Origin of the sequence: Rosistilla ulvae, from assembly GCF_007741475.1 — a bacterium.
Classification (GTDB): domain Bacteria; phylum Planctomycetota; class Planctomycetia; order Pirellulales; family Pirellulaceae; genus Rosistilla; species Rosistilla ulvae.
The window spans coordinates 6560993-6578246 of the sequence record NZ_CP036261.1 but is presented as its reverse complement, the minus strand read 5'-3'; the positions used below and the strand labels follow the sequence as shown (position 1 = coordinate 6578246).

General features: G+C 56.3%; 12 protein-coding genes, 1 tRNA gene and 1 pseudogene. 9 read left to right on the top strand and 5 right to left on the bottom strand.

Annotation, left to right across the window (positions count from 1 at the left end; all coding sequences use genetic code 11):
- Nucleotides 1–229 precede the first annotated feature (229 nt).
- The 4 genes from EC9_RS23445 to EC9_RS23430 all read left to right on the top strand — a co-directional run bounded on the left by EC9_RS23445 (nucleotide 230) and on the right by EC9_RS23430 (nucleotide 5101).
- Nucleotides 230–1897, top strand: a complete 1668-nt coding sequence (locus EC9_RS23445) for a coiled-coil domain-containing protein (protein WP_145348461.1) — start codon at nucleotides 230–232, stop codon at nucleotides 1895–1897.
- 137 nt (nucleotides 1898–2034) lie between these two features.
- Nucleotides 2035–2108 (top strand) — tRNA-Met (locus EC9_RS23440).
- Between the two features lie 267 nt (nucleotides 2109–2375).
- On the top strand, nucleotides 2376–2969 hold the full coding sequence (locus EC9_RS23435) for a hypothetical protein (protein WP_145348460.1): 594 nt from the start codon (nucleotides 2376–2378) through the stop codon (nucleotides 2967–2969).
- Nucleotides 2970–3610: 641 nt separating this feature from the next.
- Nucleotides 3611–5101, top strand: a complete 1491-nt coding sequence (locus EC9_RS23430) for an SGNH/GDSL hydrolase family protein (protein WP_145348459.1) — start codon at nucleotides 3611–3613, stop codon at nucleotides 5099–5101.
- A 243-nt stretch (nucleotides 5102–5344) separates the two neighbouring features.
- Here the strand turns inward: EC9_RS23430 and EC9_RS23425 are convergent, their stop codons facing one another.
- Both EC9_RS23425 and EC9_RS27415 read right to left on the bottom strand, forming a co-directional pair.
- Nucleotides 5345–5740 carry a VOC family protein gene (locus EC9_RS23425; RefSeq protein WP_145348458.1) on the bottom strand — a complete coding sequence of 132 codons (396 nt, stop codon included), beginning with the start codon at nucleotides 5738–5740 and terminating at the stop codon, nucleotides 5345–5347.
- Nucleotides 5741–6225: 485 nt separating this feature from the next.
- Nucleotides 6226–6537: pseudogene (locus tag EC9_RS27415) on the bottom strand (VOC family protein); the annotation flags it as partial.
- A 1038-nt stretch (nucleotides 6538–7575) separates the two neighbouring features.
- On the opposite strand from EC9_RS27415, the gene EC9_RS23415 reads away from it, so the two are divergent.
- Nucleotides 7576–8412 carry a 3-keto-disaccharide hydrolase gene (locus EC9_RS23415; RefSeq protein WP_246105842.1) on the top strand — a complete coding sequence of 279 codons (837 nt, stop codon included), beginning with the start codon at nucleotides 7576–7578 and terminating at the stop codon, nucleotides 8410–8412.
- Between the two features lie 56 nt (nucleotides 8413–8468).
- On the opposite strand, the gene EC9_RS23410 is transcribed toward EC9_RS23415, so the two are convergent.
- Both EC9_RS23410 and EC9_RS23405 read right to left on the bottom strand, forming a co-directional pair.
- Complete coding sequence (locus EC9_RS23410) at nucleotides 8469–9278, bottom strand: HugZ family pyridoxamine 5'-phosphate oxidase (RefSeq protein ID WP_145348457.1); 810 nt, start codon at nucleotides 9276–9278, stop codon at nucleotides 8469–8471.
- Nucleotides 9279–9770: 492 nt separating this feature from the next.
- Nucleotides 9771–10727 carry a Gfo/Idh/MocA family protein gene (locus EC9_RS23405; protein ID WP_145348456.1) on the bottom strand — a complete coding sequence of 319 codons (957 nt, stop codon included), beginning with the start codon at nucleotides 10725–10727 and terminating at the stop codon, nucleotides 9771–9773.
- A gap of 396 nt (nucleotides 10728–11123) precedes the next feature.
- On the opposite strand from EC9_RS23405, the gene EC9_RS23400 reads away from it, so the two are divergent.
- The 4 genes from EC9_RS23400 to EC9_RS23390 all read left to right on the top strand — a co-directional run bounded on the left by EC9_RS23400 (nucleotide 11124) and on the right by EC9_RS23390 (nucleotide 15590).
- Nucleotides 11124–13247 carry an FAD-dependent oxidoreductase gene (locus EC9_RS23400; RefSeq protein WP_145348455.1) on the top strand — a complete coding sequence of 708 codons (2124 nt, stop codon included), beginning with the start codon at nucleotides 11124–11126 and terminating at the stop codon, nucleotides 13245–13247.
- Nucleotides 13248–13410: 163 nt separating this feature from the next.
- The gene (locus EC9_RS26750; protein ID WP_218934378.1) at nucleotides 13411–13584 is read left to right on the top strand and encodes a hypothetical protein; all 174 of its coding nucleotides are present in this window, start codon (nucleotides 13411–13413) and stop codon (nucleotides 13582–13584) included.
- 185 nt (nucleotides 13585–13769) lie between these two features.
- Nucleotides 13770–14312, top strand: a complete 543-nt coding sequence (locus tag EC9_RS23395) for an SGNH/GDSL hydrolase family protein (protein WP_246105841.1) — start codon at nucleotides 13770–13772, stop codon at nucleotides 14310–14312.
- A 402-nt stretch (nucleotides 14313–14714) separates the two neighbouring features.
- Entirely contained in the window at nucleotides 14715–15590 is an 876-nt protein-coding gene (locus tag EC9_RS23390) for a transposase (RefSeq protein WP_145348453.1), read from the top strand.
- 26 nt (nucleotides 15591–15616) lie between these two features.
- On the opposite strand, the gene EC9_RS23385 is transcribed toward EC9_RS23390, so the two are convergent.
- Complete coding sequence (locus EC9_RS23385; protein WP_145348452.1) at nucleotides 15617–17188, bottom strand: peptide MFS transporter; 1572 nt, start codon at nucleotides 17186–17188, stop codon at nucleotides 15617–15619.
- Nucleotides 17189–17254: the final 66 nt, after the last annotated feature.

Sequence of the window (17254 nt, the reverse complement as noted above, 5' to 3'; positions counted from 1 at the left end):
GGGGTTCGCTTCTGGCTCGCACGGACGCGCGGGGCGTTGCCCACGCGGTTAAACGACGAGGGCCGATTGAGCCGCGTTTGGGCGACTCAAAATTTCCTCACCGAGATCTCTCCACAACTGCTAGAATTCGGTATGTGTTCGCCGCGGCTCTTTCCCGCCGCTGCGATCCGTCGGTGGTCGAGTCGTTGCGTAGGCCGCCGGAAACGCTGCTTATCCTAGGAATCCGATCATGGACCACGTTCGCCATCAAGTTGCTCGCGTCCGCCGACGGTTGATGCTGCAAAAGTTTGCAAGCATTTTCTGCTGGTCGCTCTTTGCCGCCTTGTGTATCGCTCTGTTGGCCCTGGCGGTGCCGAAGCTGTGGGCACTGTCGTTCGACTTGGATACCTGGCGACTGTCGTGGTTGGCTGCCGCGGTTGCCGCAGCGGTGGTGATCGCCGGCGTGGTGACGCGGTGGACTGCGCCGAGCATGAACGACGCAGCGATCGCGATCGATCAACAGTTTGGGCTCAAGGAGCGGATCAGTAGTTCGCTGTCGATGAGCGAAGCTGAACTCGATTCAGAGATCGGCAAGGCGCTCTTGGCCGATGCGGCTCGCCGAGCGGAGAAGTTGGACGTGTCGGAGCAATTTCGCCACCGCGTGCAACGGATCGCGCTGCTACCACTGGCTCCCTGTGCTGTGATGGCCGTGTTGCTGTTCATTCCCGATGCGACGCAGGACAACCAAGCTCAAGCGAGTGTCGACACCGCATCGCAACAGCAGATCAAAACCGCCGCGGAAGAGCTGAAGAAAAAGCTCGCGATCCGACGCAAACGCGCCGAAGCCCAGGGACTCAAAGATGCCGGCGATCTGTTCAAGAAGATCGAAGCCGATTTGGATCAACTGGGGCAGCGCAAGGACATGGATCAGAAGCAGGCGATGGTCGCTCTCAACGATATCAAGAAGCAGCTGCAAGAGCGCCGCGATCAGATGGGTTCGAAGGAGGAGATGCGGAAGCAGTTGGCCGGTTTAAAGGATATGCAGCGCGGCCCGGCTGACAAATTGGCGTCGGCGATGCAGCGCGGGGAACTGGGGAAAGCGGAAGACGAGATCAAGAAACTGGTCAAGAAGCTCAACGATGGCACGATGACCAAAGCCGAACAGAAGCAGCTGGAGAATCAGATCGCCAAGATGCAGGAAGCGATCGAGAAGGCTGTCGAAAAGCACGAACAGGCGAAGCAGGATCTGCAAAAGAAAATCGACCAAGCCAAGCAGGAAGGCCGCAGCGAGGATGCCGAGAAGCTGGAGAAGGAGTTGCAGCAGATGCAACAGATGGACCAGCAAATGCAACAGATGCAGCAGATGGCTGAGGGGCTAGCTCAAGCAAAAGAGGCGATGCAAAAAGGGGACGCGTCGAGTGCGGCGGAGTCCTTGGAACAGCTGGCCGAAGAGCTAGGCGAGATGCAGAACGAGATGGATCAATTGGAAGAGATGATGGACCAATTGTCGCAAGCCAAGCAGCAGATGCGGTGCCAGAGCTGTCAGGGCAGTGGCTGCCAGCAGTGCCAGGGATCGGGGCAGTTTCCCGGCAAGGGTGGAGGCAAAGGCGATGGCGGCGACGGAATGGGCGAAGGGGAAGGAGGCAAAGGCGACCGTCCCGAGGAGGAGACCGAGACGGGGAACTACGAATCGCAGGTCCGCACCAAACCGAAAAACGGCAGCGGAATCGCCGCCGGATTTGCCAACGGCCCCAATCGCAAAGGGGTGACGCGGGAGGAGATCAAGAGTGCGGTGATCAACGCGATGCAGGAGGAGAGCGACCCGTTGGAGGATCGTCCGCTTCCGCGAGCCGAGCGAGAGCATACCGAGCAATATTTCAACCTGTTGCGTCAGGGGAGCAGCGAACCGGATCGGTAATTTTTTGCTCATTGAGGTGGCTTTCCCAATCGGAAATGGCGATATACAATCTGCGAGGTTTTGGGAGTTATCCACATCGGCAGGCCCCGCTTGCGTTGCCGGTCGATTGGATGTAAACCATTGCCTTGAAACAACTTGGCGGCATAGCTCAGCCGGTTAGAGCAGCGGAATCATAATCCGCGTGTCGGGGGTTCGAGTCCCTCTGCCGCTACTGCAAAGCAAAAAGCCCTTGAGTCTAGGAACAACCTGGTCGCTCAAGGGCTTTTTTCGTGCGCCCGCTGGTAAATCCCATCGGATCTCAACGCCACAGCCCCCTGCGTCCCAAAGAGGGGGGCTCTGCTTCAGCCCAGAGCAACGTCCTGGGGAGAAGAATGCGTTTTTTCCGGCGTTATAGCTCCAGCGCGGCAGCCGACTCTTAATCACGGCAGGATGATTATTCTGCCCCTTCATCCTGCCAATCCATGAGAACGGAGGCAGCGTGCACAAAACGGGGCCGGAACATGTTTTCTGGTGGTGCCAGTATCGCCTGCTGGACGCGGAGGGTGGGTATCGACCTGCCCGGAAATCGTTCCTGACTCCGATTGCGTCCGCCACCGAGAATGCGAGTCCGCGTGAGGCGAATCGCTTGCGCAACGCCGGGCTAATCGACCGAGCCCACAAGACGGTTGCTGGTTTCGATTACGCGGATTTCCGCGCGACCATGCCCTTTGTCCACGGTGCGATGAACCTCAAGCTGCTGTTGCCGAACGCCTCGCTCCAGGGGGGGGCGGCCGGACCTGAATTCCGACTCGAGCGTCTCCTGCAGTTCTGGTTGATTGTCTTTCACTGCGATCAGATAATCGCCACCAGAGTCCGTAATCTGTCTTCAGATATCCCGATGGCAAAACATCGCGTCGCCGGTCACCAGCCGGCCTTCCAAGGCAATGCGTCGCAACAACCGCATCGCCGCTTTATGTTCATTGGTTTGGCCTTGCATGCGCGCTTGAGCGAGCACGCCGCCAGTGGCCGTATTGAATCGACTGAAAGTGGATGCTTTGCCCGTGAGGCTGCAAGGTTCCACAGAGCGTCTTGATATCGAGTGCGACGGGACGAAGTTCGCCAGAAACAGCTGTAAGGTACTCCGTCACCCACGCTCGGACTGCATTCTCCAGCGTCTCTGACGGCAAACCAAGCAAGGCATCCCTACAGCAAGTTGATGTAGGCGGCCTTCTTCCGAAGCCAATCGAATGCCAAAACTCCGGTTCTTGATCGTGTTACCATTGAGCAATCGCAGTGCATCCTTTTGCCCGGGTTGAAAGTCCACAAATGATCGCCGCCAGCATGGCAGCTAAAGAATGGCGTCGTCCCTTTCGCCCGCGATAGTCGGGATTGCTGCCGAAACAGACAGCAAACTCTCTGCAGCGGGAACTTTCACAGTCGTCTCTCCGTAGGTTGAGTCCAACTCCGTTAACCTCGACGGAGACTACTACGCTGCAAGTCCTACGAATTCAAACACTTTGTAGGTCTGCTCAAGCTCGGGAACGCGTCACCCGCTCCGAATGAAAACCGTCAAAAAATAGTTCTCCCCGGGAATTACTATATATTGGGTAATTCGAAACTCGCAACTTGAATGATGGTTACAGCTAGCTGCCAAAACCGCCGTCGCCAGTCCGTCGCAAATATCCCAAGCAATCGCACAGGTTCCACGCAAGAGACAATCACCTAGGGCAAATAATGAAGAATACAGTTATCGTTTTCACAACATTGCTTTGCATGTCATCGCTACTGTCGGATGTGCATGCAGACGAGTATGCCAACGAACCCAGTAGCCAAAAACAGCTCGATGCCGGGAGTAAATCTAGCGTCGATGATTCGATTGTCGGTGAAATGTCAGTCGAGCAACGGAAGTGGGAAAACGTCCTGAAGGACAATCTGGGCGGCTTCTATTATCCGCGTTACTTGGCTGACAAGAAAGCGGGGAGATCAACAGCATGGGACTACGTCGAAGACGTCCCTGGATTGCCGCGAGTGCTCATTATTGGGGATTCAGTGTCTCGGGGTTGCACGATGCCTGTACGTCGTATATTGGACGGTAAAGTCAACGTGCATCGTGCACCCGCCAATTGCGGACCAACGAAGGTGGGGGTCGACAAACTCAACACTTGGCTGGGGGACGGGCATTGGGATTTGATCACGTTCAATTTCGGCATTCATGATCGAGGAACGCCCGACGAGGAGTATCGAAAACGTTTAACACAAATCACCACGCGACTTGAGCAGACAGACGCTAAGATTGTCTGGGTCAATACCACGCCCGTGCCGCCTGGTGCAAATGAATACGTCAAAGGTGCTTCGGAACGAACCAACGCGATTGCGGCGAAACTGATGCAACAACGCGAGATTCCGATCGTCGATTTGTACGCAGGCGTGTTTCCAGAACTAGGGAAGTACCAGCTTCCGAAAAACTGTCACTTTAATAACGAAGGCTATGAATTTCTGGGCGGGATCGTAGCGGACGCAATACTTGCACATCTCAAGCAGGAGCAAGAGTTCACTCGCGTCTTCTTCGCAGGTGGTCAGTCGAACGCAAAGCCACGATGGGCTGCGAAGATTCAGCAGGAACTAGAGAAGGCTTATGGTGATCGGGCATTGTTGGTACACAGCTACCATCCAGGAGCTTGGTTGAGCGGCTGGATTAAGGATGGCCAGGTGCAGAACAACTATCGGGTGGACTTTTTGAATCCCGAGGGCACGGGCGCTTTGCAGAAAGCGATCAATCGTTTGGAAGCGAACGGAAAGGCATGGAAGTTCGGCGGGTTCTTCTGGTTCCAAGGAGAAGGTGATTCTGGATCTGTGGCAGCGATGGACCAGTACACTGATTCTTTCAATGCGATGCTAGGGAAGATTAAGAATGACTTTGGAATCGTGGATGACTTTCCTCAGGTCATCGCTGTAATTGACGGGAATCATGCGGCGAAGTACGACGATCCAAAGAACCTCGCCGGCCGCAGTCGGGCGGCGGTGGATCAAATGCGAGGTGTTCTGATTTCGCTCGGATCTGCGGATGGATGCGGTTATGTTGATACACGCGGGATGCCACGGGGCGATGCCTGGCATCTAAGCCAGCCAGCACTTGCCGAGCTTGGTGCGGCGATGGGCACAAAATGTGTCGAGCTTGGTGCGTCGCCTTCCGTCTCGTCAAACGTAGATGCCGAAGCGAAGTAGCCGCTTGCCATGGTCGTGTCCATGTGTTGGGAGTTGTGGGGCTGTCGACCAACTCGGGAAGTAAAAAACGGTCAGGAGCGAATGGCACGGGCATCGTTCCTGAGCTGCCGTGGCGTGGCGTGACGGTTTCGGTTTGGTATTCCTCATTTCTACTCGCCGACTTCTGTAGCCGAATGGCGAGAACAAAACTTTCATTGCAAATCCGGCGGCCAGCACAATGCCGGTGCATGGCAGGGTTGGAGACTATTCCATCGAGTGGAAACCAATTGTGTTGCCTTCGGTGTCTTGGACAAGAGTGAAGAATCCATGTTCACCGATAGAGGTTTTTTCCTTGCTTACGCTTCCACCAAGTTGAGCGGCACGTGCGGCGTTTACAGCGCAGTCTTCACAACCAAAATAGACAAGAGTGCCGCTCCCGCCAGAGGGCATGCCTTCCATTCTTACCAGCATGCCGCCTGCACCATACGTGCTCATCCCTGATTCTTCGTCCATGGGGAAAAGACACATGTCGATGTCCGTTTCCGATGTCGGAGATGGCATATTTTCCAGCTTGCTTCCCAGTATCGCTTCGTAGAATGCTTTGGCGCGGTCCATGTCTTGGACATAAATTTCGAAATGAACGACGGGATTACTATTCAATTTATTGCTCCAATTGCAAGTCAGTTTTTATTGATTCGAACGCCCGGGTCATCGGGCAAGCGGCGTAAACTTAACCGTTGCAAAGCCGCCTGCAAACCTCGCGAGGGTGCATCTCGTGGTTGCCAAGCCTTCAGCGCTCGCGTCACGATTGCAGAGGAGGGGCTTTGCAACAGTTGTCGCAAACCGCCTGCCTTCACGGAATCTGCCCATCTGCCCATCTGCCCATCTGCCCATCTGCCCGATGCGAAGGCCGGGTAGTTCCTGGAGATCCCGAGTTCTGCGGATCTTGATTTCAGCCTTGAATTGCCGCCTCAATTTTCGCGATGTCGATCTTCTGCATCGTCATCATCGCGTCGAAGGCACGTTTGGCGGCGGCACGGTCCGGGCCGATGAACGCTTTTGTCAAAGCAGGCGGCGTAATCTGCCCAGCTCACACCCCACTTGTCCTTGCGCCAGCCGCACTGGCTCACCTCGCCGCCGTTGCCGACGATTGCGTTCCAGTAGCGGTCGGTTTCGGATTGGTCTTCCGTTGCGACCTGAAACGAAAATGCCCAGTTGTGTTCGACACCGGCCCCGCCGTTTAAACCGATGCAGGGAATTCCCATCAAGGTAAATTCGACGGTCAACACGTCACCTTCTTTGCGCGATGGGTTGTCGGTCGGTGCTCGATGGACCGCCCCGACGGAAGACTTAGGAAAAGTCTCGGCGCCCCGCCGGAGTTTTCCAGTTGTGCGTAGACAAAAGCTTTTCCAGTGGGATAACGCCAGGATCGACGGGCATCGGCGTTTGACTAACAATTACGAAACGGTGGCCAACAATGCTCGGTTGGATTCAGTCGTTATCTGATTCTACACGGACCGTGCGGGGGCAGCGCATGTTTTCATTGAACGGACGCAAGCGGGGGGCGGGCCTTGCAGTGCCATGAGGTTGGGAGCGGAATGATGGTGTGCGAATCATTGTTCTGCCTCCCATCATTCTGCTAATCCACCAAACGAGGCCAGAGCATGTCTTCAGGCGGTGCCAGCATCGCTTGCTGGATGTGGATGGTGGGTATCAACCTCGCCGGGAATTGTGCCTGTCCCCGATTGGCTCTGTCGCAAAGCCCATCGCCCCAAGTGGGGCAGTTCTACGTCAGCCCAGGGCAACGCCCTGGGGACGCGAATGCGGTGCGCGGTAACAAAGCCCCAACGGGGCGGCCCTACATCGCCTTGAGGTTGAGACGCAATGATGGCGCGCGAAGCCTATGATTCTGCCATTTGAATGATTGTCGTTGATGCCTGGTGCTCGTCGACCGCCGCCAGCGCGAACTGTGGTCGCGGCATGTGTTTAGGTGATTCTAGCACTTCATGTTGGGGGGGCGGTGATGGTGGAGGTCGTCCTACCAGGGAAAGTTGAAAAGTGCCTGTCCCCGAGTTGCTCCCGAAAAGTGCCTGTCCCCGAGTTGCTCTGTGGCCACTCAACTCCGTCGAGTGAGCGTGCTCCGCTGTGCCAGCCCGCTATATCCCGCAACGTCCATCGCCCCAAGTGGGGCAGTTCTACGTCAGCCCAGGGCAACGCCCTGGGGACGCGAATGCGGTGCGCGGCAACAAAGCCCCAACGGGGCGGCCCTACATCGCGTCGTTATTGAGGCGGAATTGGCCGCGCGCAACATCATTCTGCCAATCCACTGAACGGCGCTACGGCATGTCCTCGGCGCGGAAGCTCCGAGATGAATGCATGACCGGTGAAACAGCTGCTTCGTTGCCACACCTGTCCTGTTGGCTGTCGCGCGTCCAGGCGTGGTACAATCTCACGCTGTCGAGAGCTGCCAGGCTCCATGGAATCGACGATTGTGCTTGCCTCCGATCGTTCTATCGATCGCTAATTTAACTCCTAGAACTTACGAGCCACCAATGAGAATGACTTCACGAATTGACGTTTTGGGAATGATCCCTTGTATGATTGCGGGGCTGCTTGTGTCGCTGGTAGGCGTGTCCGACTTGGGGGCCGAGCCACCCGCTGCGGAAGCGTCTTCCGAAATCCCACAGTGGGTCGATCTGTTTAACGGCCGCGATTTGTCGGGATGGGCGAACGTCAACACCGATCCAGATACCTGGTCGGTCAAGGACGGGCTGCTGGTATGCAGCGGTAAGCCTATCGGTGTGATGCGGTCGGAGAAGCAGTACGAGAACTTTGTTCTGCATATCGAGTGGCGGCACATGCAGGCTGGGGGCAATTCCGGGGTCTTTGCGTGGAGCGAAGGATTCGTCCCGGAGGGGAGCCGGCTTCCCAAAGGAATGGAAGTCCAGATGCTCGAGTTGGATTGGGTCAATCGGCATCCATTGAAGAATGGTGAGCCGAACCATATCGGCTACGTTTCCGGCGAATTGTTTGGTGCCGGCGGGCTCACCGCCACGCCCGACAACCCGCGTGGCAGACGCAGCATGTCGGTGGAACTGCGTTGCAAGGGTGTGGGGCAATGGAATGTCTACGATGTTGTTTGCGTCGACGGCACGGTCAAGCTGGCGATCAATGGTAAGTTCGTCAATTCCATTCGCGATTCGTCGGTCCGCAAGGGCTATCTTTGCCTGGAGTCCGAAGGCTCGGAAATTCACTTCCGCAATATCCGAATCCTCGAACTGCCCCCAGGCATCACCACGCCAGAACAGACGGCAAAAGTTATCGAGGAGTAGAATCCTCTGCACCGGTGTCGATCGCACGCGGGGGCGCTCATCACGCCCCCGAGCGATCAACCGTCGTTTCTGGATTCCTTGTCGCTGCGCGCCTGCTTCACCATCGCAACAAGCGCTTGACGGCATTCATCGTAACTCCGGACTTCGTGTGGGAATCCAATCCGAACCGATTGGACACGCTCGGGTGTTTTGAGCCGCAAATGAAAACCGAGGCGGTCGACTGCTGTCATCTTTGCTTCGGAGGCGACGATCTCTTTTTCCGCGTAAGCGATATCGAGCATCGCAGCGGCATGGTCGTCGTTCATGTGTTGCAGGATACCCGCCGCAGCTTCAGCCAGTGGATCCGCAACTGCGTGCTGGAAATCATCCGCCTGAATCCAGCCCATCACTCCAAATCCTCCGACATAATAGAGCTCACTAGGATTGAGACGCCAGAACGAGAAATCGGCAAAGTCGACGTAGTAACTCGCGTTCTCATGGCGGCTGAGATACAGAGCACGGGCTTCATCGAGATCTTCCTCGGGCACCGGTTCGGCGCTTCCGACCAGCGTTAAACGCCCTGCACCCAGCGGATCGAAAGCCGCTGTCGGATCGGTGACAAATAACGAAGCGCGAGGATCCTCACGCAGGTTCTTGGTGTGCATCGCCATCGCGCTGATCAGAAACAGCGGCCGCCCGATCGCATCCAATGCGTACGGCATCGTCGACCCAAACGGAAACCCTTCGCAGTGGACCGAGTGAGTGGAGATGACACCCACCTGACTCAGCGACAGCATCGTTCGAGCTCGCTCGGCAAACGTCGTCTCCGCCGCAGGATTGGGATCTTGGGGAGCTGTTGTGTAAGCGTGTTTTCGCGGTTGAGCCATTGCCTGAATGCTTTCTGTTGACTGAGATGCAAGAGATGAAAATGCGATCCCGACCGCATCGCTTGATCAAGCATCCTAACGCAAAACCAACCACCCCCGAAACGCTAGGCAGATTCCGAATCAGAGCAAAGGTGGAAGCAGTCTTAACGAAACGACCGATCACCCCAAACACAAGTCGGGGCCAGAGTATGTTTTCAGGTGGTGTCGGCATCGCCTGCTAGACGTGGACGGTGGGAAGCGGCCTCCCCGGAAATGGTGACTGTCCCCGTTTTGCGTAACGAAACGACCGATCACCCCAAACACAAGTCGGGGCCAGAGTATGTTTTCAGGTGGTGTCGGCATCGCCTGCTAGACGTGGATGGTGGGAAGCGGCCTCCCCGGAAATGGTGACTGTCCCCGATTTGCGCTCTGGACTTCAATTATCGTTCCTTGATTTAAGTCCGTACGTTAGAACCTCAGATTCAACTGTGAGGCAAAACGCATCACCTGTCGCTACTGGGCGTCCTCGTATGCCAGACGGATGAGATCGTTGGTTCGTTTCCCGACGGGGCCGCTGATTGTGGGCGAGCGATGCTCCAGCACCGCTGCGGAAAAATCGGAGATCAGTGGAGCGTGCAGGTTGTCTGCCGGTGGATGCGATTCCAACTGTTGCCCTTCGGACGTGGAGAGCATTAGGTCGCCATGGTTCAGGTCTTCGACGGTGATCCGTCCTTCGGTTCCGATGATCTCCAATCGATCTGGCGTCTCCACGGTGCCGAAGTAGCACTGCAGGATTCCATGGGCGCCCGACTTGAATTGCACCAGCAGCGTTGCCGCCTGTTCAGCTTCGTAGTCGGGTGAATCGATCACGCTCGCTTTGACTGTCGCGACATCTCCCAGTAGTTGCAGGAAGACATCCAATCGATGACTTCCGATATCCATCAACGGCCCTCCGCCTCCGCGCGTTCGGATCACTCGCCAATCATCCGCCGGGAATCGGTTGGGATTCCCGGTCACACACCCGATGGAAAGGATTCGGCCCAATTGCTTCGCTTCGATCAGTTGCTGGATTCGCAGCACGACGGGATAGAATCGTCGGTAATAAGCGACACCAAGAGAGACGCCTGCCTGGTCGCACGCGGAGATCATCCGATCGCACTCGGCGGGATTGAGAGCCATTGGCTTTTCGACGAGAACGTGCTTGCCAGCTCGGGCAGCCGCGATCGTTTGAGGGCAATGGCAGTCGACTGGTGTTGCGATGTAGACGGCATCCAAATTGGGTGAAGCGATCAAGTCATCTGCATTGGTAAATCGGCGCGGCACACCAAATTGATCCGCAAACTGATCTAATTGCGGTTCACTGCGACGGCAAACCGCGACTAGTTCCGAATTTGGATCACTCTGAATCGCCGCGGCAACACGTTTATTGGCAATGTCACCGACACCTACCAGTCCCCATCGAATCGTCAAATTTGCTACTCCATCGTTGTGAAAGGGGGCCAGAGCATGTTTTCAGGTTGTGACAGCATCCCCTGCCTCAAAAGTTGTGCCTGTCCCCAATTGGCATCGATGGATTTGCACCTCACCCCAGCGGCCGCGACGCAAACAGATCGCGTTAGCTCCGAATCGGAAACCGCCGCCGTGTCTCGCACTTTGCCCCCAGGCAAATCCCGTATTTGAGTTTAAACGAATCAGCCGCCACGCTCCAGTGTCCGGTTCCCTTGGACAACCGGACGCCGGCGCGTAGCGGCTGATGACTCAGTTTGAAAAACGGAATCGTCCTGCACCTCGCCTGATGAACAATGGCGTCGCGATAGGTTAATATTTATACAACAACGCTCGATAGTTCCCTGTTCAGGATCCCCCATGAATCGCCGTCGCTTACTGCCGCTACTTGCTGTTTTTGCCCTTATTAGTCTTCCGTTTCCATCGACCTCCGCCGCGGAGCCGGAGGAGAAATCGTACGACGTTGTGATCTATGGCGGTTCGTCGGCGGGGATCGCTGCGGCGGTGCAGGTGCGGCGGATGGGAGGATCGGTCATCGTGATCGAACCGAGTCGCAGGATCGGCGGTTTGACGACCGGCGGACTGGGGCAGACCGACATCGGCAACAAAGCCGCGATCGGCGGCATCGCGCGGGAGTTCTATCAACGAGTGCGCGCCTATTACGATCAACCCAAGGCTTGGAAATGGCAAGAACCGACCTCCTATCGAGACAGCGGACAAACGCGTACGAGTTCCGCTGAAGCAACCATGTGGACCTTCGAGCCCTCGGCGGCGCTGGCGATCATGCGCGATCTGGTTCGCGAGTACGAGATCCCCGTCGTCTTTGAACAGCGACTGGATCGGACCCCGTTGGCAGATGCCGGTCATCGTGCCCGCGGCGCGACGCTTGAGAACGGACGGATCGTGGCAATCGCGATGGAAGGGGGCCAGAGTTATCGAGGCCGGATGTTCATCGATGCTACTTATGAAGGAGACCTGTTGGCCGCCGCTGGCGTCTCGTTCACCGTCGGCCGTGAAGCGAATGCGGTCTATGACGAAACGCTCAACGGCGTCCAGACACGGCATGCGAAGTACCATCAATTTGTGCCGGGAGTCGATCCGTTTGTGGTCCCAGGGGACAAGTCCAGCGGCTTGTTGCCAGGCATCGATGCCGACGGCCCCGGCGAAGAGGGGAGCGGCGACGCCCGCGCACAAGCTTTCTGTTTTCGGATGTGCCTGACAGATCACCCGGAAAATCGTATCCCGTTTGCGAAACCCGACGGCTATGACCCCCTCGTCTTCGAATTGCTGCTACGCAATTTCGAAGCGGGCGAGAAGGGGATGCCTTGGATCAATTCCAGCATGCCCAATCGTAAAACCGATACCAACAACCGAACCGCCTTCTCGACCGATTTTATCGGCCAGAACTACGACTATGCCGAGGCGAGCTATGACCAGCGGGAATCGATTGTCGCACGCCACCGGACCTATCAACAGGGATTGATGTGGACGCTAGCCAATCACCCCCGCGTGCCCGATCACATTCGGAACGAAGTTGCGCGATGGGGCATGTGCCGGGATGAGTTTGAGCGCGCCGATGGTTGGCAACAGCAGCTGTATATTCGCGAAGCCCGGCGGATGGTGGGCCCTACCGTGATGACGCAACATCACTGCCAAGGACGCCAGACGGTCGACGACGCCATCGGATTGGCCGCCTACACGATGGATTCCCACAACACCCAACGGTATGTCGACGCCAACGGACACGTCCGCAACGAAGGCGATGTCGAAGTCGGAGGTTTCTCGCCTTATGCGATCTCGTATGGCGCGTTGACTCCGAAAGCGGAGCAATGCGAAAACCTGCTCGTTCCGGTTTGCTTGAGCGCATCGCACATCGCCTTTGGCTCCATCCGCATGGAACCTGTCTTTATGGTTCTGGGCCAGTCGTCGGCCACGGCCGCGATGCAAGCGATTAGGACCGATCGCGCCGTGCAAGCGATCGACTACGACGCGCTGCGGCAGAAACTACTGGACGACAGCCAAGTGCTAACGTGGACGGGGCCAGCAAAGAAGCCGGCGGCATCGATTGATCCCAAGGCGTTAAAGGGAATCGTCGTCGACGATGAAGCGGCTGCTCGCACCGGCTTTGACGCAATCAGCCAAGTTGTTGGTCCGTTTGTTGGAACCGGCTATCGTCATGACGGCGACAACGACAAGGGATATCAGAGCATTCGCTTTCCGGTGAAGATCAAAACACCAGGCAGCTATGACGTGCGAATCGCATATACCGCAAACGCCAATCGAGCGACCAATGTCCCGATCACGATTCGTGCGGGTGGGAAAACCCACTCAGCCACCTGCAACCAAAAGAAAGCTCCCCCGCACGGATCATTCACTTCCGTCGGCGAGTTTGAATTTCCCGCGGGCGACGCCACCATCGAGATCGGCAACAAGGGAACCGACGGCCATGTGATCGTCGACGCGATCCAGTTGTTGCCACAATAAAATGCCTGGCCCTGTCGTCTGGCATTTTTACAAAGCAGCAGTTATTGCAGCGTCTCGGTTTGGCAAAAAACAAAAGCTGGGATGTCATCGGATCGCGAGTCCGGCGAAACGGATGCCAGACAGCAAGTGCCTGCGAGGGTAAAACCTTTTTTCAAGAAGTGCTATGGACACCGTTGCAGCGACCCAATGGCTGATGGGCTTTACACGGCTGCTGTTTGCTTTTGCCTGGCAAATTGACTTCGACAATCCGGTCTACGAGACTGGGGGCGTCGTGGAATTCGAAGAAGCGGTTTCGCGATACCCTCTCGCTCTGTCTCTGCTCAGGATCTCACCATGAAATATCTTTGCTCGCTCGTCTTATTTACTTTCGCTGTTGTCGTTGGCCCTGTCGCGGCCGCAGCGGATTCGGATGTTGTGAAGCCAACGGTTGGTTCGTTGACGGTGGGCAGGGTGTTGTACCTTGGGAACAGCATCACACTGCACGGACCCGCTCCCAAGATCGGCTGGACCGGGAACTGGGGAATGGCCGCCAGTGCTGCGGAGCTGGACTACGTTCATTTATTGACCGCAGACATTGCCAAGGCGAGTGGTTCGCAGCCGGAGATCAAGGTTCGCAACCTCGCTTCGTTTGAACGCGAGTACGAAACGTTCGAGCTCGCAAAAGGACTCAAGGACGTGCTGGACTTTCAGGCTGACTTGGTGATCGTAGCGATCGGGGAAAATGTGACCACACCAGCTACCGATGCCGCCAAAGCTGCGTTTGCGGCAGCGTTCGGGCAGTTGCTCGCAACCCTTCAGCAGGCTGGCGATCCGGTGATCTTCGTGCGCAGTTCGTTCTGGCCGAGTCCGGTCAAGGATGGCATCATGCGCCAGGTCAGCTCAGATGCCGGGGCGAAGTTCGTCGACATTTCTGCGCTGGGGAATGACAAGTCGTATCAAGCGAGTGCGGAGCAGGATTTCCAGCACGCCGGAGTCGCAGCCCATCCGGGCGACAAAGGGATGCGTGCGATTGCCGATGCGATCTTTGCCGCCATGAAAGCGAAGGCTGGCCTGGCAGGAAAGTGAACCGACAAAATTAAAATTACGGTCCCAATAGCCCGAGATAGAGCCAGCATATTTTTAGTTTTAGGTGGTGCAAGCATCGCCAGTTGGACGTGGAGGGTGAGTGGCGACCCGCTCGGCAATGATGGCCTGTCCCCGATTTGGGTTCGGAATGAAGGGAACAGAATGAAATGGTGCCTGTACCGAATGGCACTGCCGGACCTTTATGACATTTTCGCCTCAGCATCGAAAACCACGAGACCCTCGTGGGATCGAAATGCAAAAATTTTGTCTCGCCAATTCATTTTGATATTTTGACGTGGCTACTGTGCCTATATCATTCGTCTCGACGTGGCCTTCCTTGGCATCGGTCCTTGTAAAACTTTGGTCAAGGAAGGCCCATGTCGTTCTACTCGACGTGTCCGCGTGACGCATCGTCATTTCGCGTCTTCAGCGATTCCATGCTGCAAGATTCATCGCTTCCGCTTAGAGATGATTGATCAATCCGTTTTCGACGAGGCGTTTGAACTCTTCGAGGTCGATTTCTCTTGCGGCGAAGATGCCGTCTATACACCCGCGCTGGTGCTGTGGGCCTTGCTCTCGCAATCGCTGTTCAAAGAGGAACTGCGAAGCTGCAACGCCGCCGTGACACGAATCGCTGCTTGGTGGGTGGCTCAGGGTCGTGTCGTTGACAACAACAGTGGTGCGTATTGTCGCGCGAGACAGAAGGTCCCCGACGAGCTCGTCGCGCACTTGGTCCGCACCATCGCGGGGCGTGCCGAGCAGTCAAGCGACCTTGCCGAATCACTCGATGACGAGCAAGCTGAAGAGATGCTCACACCAAGAGCGATCGCCGAAGTGAAGTCAAAGCCTGTCACGGGCCGCGTCTTGATGGTTGATGGCTTTACCGTCGATGCCGCTGACACGCCAGAGAACCAACAAGAGTATCCTCAGAATCCGGCTCAAGAGGAGGGACTTGGCTTTCCAATCTTCCGATGCGTTTCGCTCATTTCAATGGCAACGGGCATGTTGGTAGATTTGGCGATCACGCCGTACTGTGGCAAAGAAACTAGAGAGACAGCACTCCTGCGACAGATGATTGATTCTCTTCGACCCGGTGACATCTTGGTGGCCGACTCGTACTACTGCACGTACTGGCTACTGGCGATGTGCAAGGCTCGAGGTGTTGAGGTCGTGATGAAGAACCATCACAAGCGTGAGGGTCACCCAGACGATGCGGTGCGAATTTGTAGAGGTCAGCGCAAGGTGGTTTGGTCGAGACCGCAGCACCAAAGTTGGTGATCGAAGCGACAAAGACTCACTGGCAATTAATGGACGCCATGCATGCGTCGGGCCATCAAGGGAGTTGCCGCAAATAGCGCGAGTGCAAATAGGATGGCTGCGACCGATAACCCGAAGAACAACTGGTGGTAGGCTGCGAGTGAGTCTTGCATCGAATAGGCACTGAGATCGGCATTCTTATTGGCGACAGTAACCACCGCAGCCACTTGAGCGGCCAAATAGTTTGCCGCTGAGATTGCGAGCATCGATGTCCCCATCATCATCCCAACAATCCTGGGGATCGATAATGCGGTGACCGTTGAATAGCTGACTGAAACGATCAGCAGGTCGGCCACTCCAAACAACACGTATGCCGACACGAGCCAGGCTAGGTCGATCTGCCCATCCCGATCGAATGCAAAGGTGGCCCAAGCCAACAGGCCGAAGCCAAGTCCCATGAAGACCATCGTTAATCCATATTTCACTGGCGATCGAGGATCGCGTCCCACGCGCGACAGCGCGGGCCAAAGCCACGCAAATAATGGGGCCAGCAGCACAATCGTCATCGGCATGATGCTTTGCAACTGGGACGCACGCACTTCGCTCCCCCAGAATTGTCGATCGACATTCCGGTCGGCAAATAAGTTCAGCGCACCACCAGCTTGTTCGAACAGTGTTGCAAAGAAGGTCATCGCCAACTGGAACGCTAACAAAACAAGCATGCGATCGCGTTGGACGGGAGTGCATTGGTAAAAGGAAACGAACAAGACGTATCCAACAACAGCGATCGAAAACGCCGCCAGCATGTAACCGACCAGCGTCGTTTGTTGCACAAAGAACCAGAACATTCCCACTGCGGCAAGCGATCCGACATAGATAACGGGGGCGGCAGTGATCGGTCCCAGCAATGGTTTCCGGTAGGCGGGCGGCGGTTCAGCCACGCCGTGCAAGTGTTTTTGGCCCGTCAAAAACACGATCAATCCAACGAGCATCCCGATGCCAGCGGTTCCAAAGCCATAGGCCCATCCGTAGGTTTCGCCCAGGTAGCCACAGATCCCCGCTGAAAGGGCAGCGCCCAACATGATCCCCATCTGGAACAGTGTATAAGCAGACGCGCGTCGCGGATCTTCTGGCGGATACAGTGAGCTGACAATCGTGGCGATGTTCGGCTTCAGAAAACCAATCCCAACGATCAACAGCGCTAACGAAAAATAGAAGATTTGCAGCGCGGGTTCATCGCGAACGATGGTGGAGGTGCCATCGGCGTTCTCCAACACTTGGGCGCCTGCGCCTTCGACCGCCATTCCAAGATGACCCAAGCACATCAAGATCGCACCAAACGTGACCGAGACTCGTTGGCCGAGATAGCGATCGGCGATCAGGCCGCCGATGACTGGGGTTGCGTAGCCCAATGCAACATAGGCGCCGTAGATCCCCAGCGCCACCTGATCGCCGAAGAGAAAGTGCTTTGTTAGATAGAAGACCAGCAAAGCACGCATGCCATAGAAACTGAACCGTTCCCACATCTCGGTTAGGAACAGAACATAAAGTCCCTTGGGATGTCCGAAGAGCTCGTCCGGCGCGGCCAACGTCGAGGGCGTTTTGAGGGGCTGATGCATCGTAGCGTTGTGTCCTTAGTTGAGATCCCCCCTCCGCCAAGGGACTGATCGAAAGTCTATGCGTTT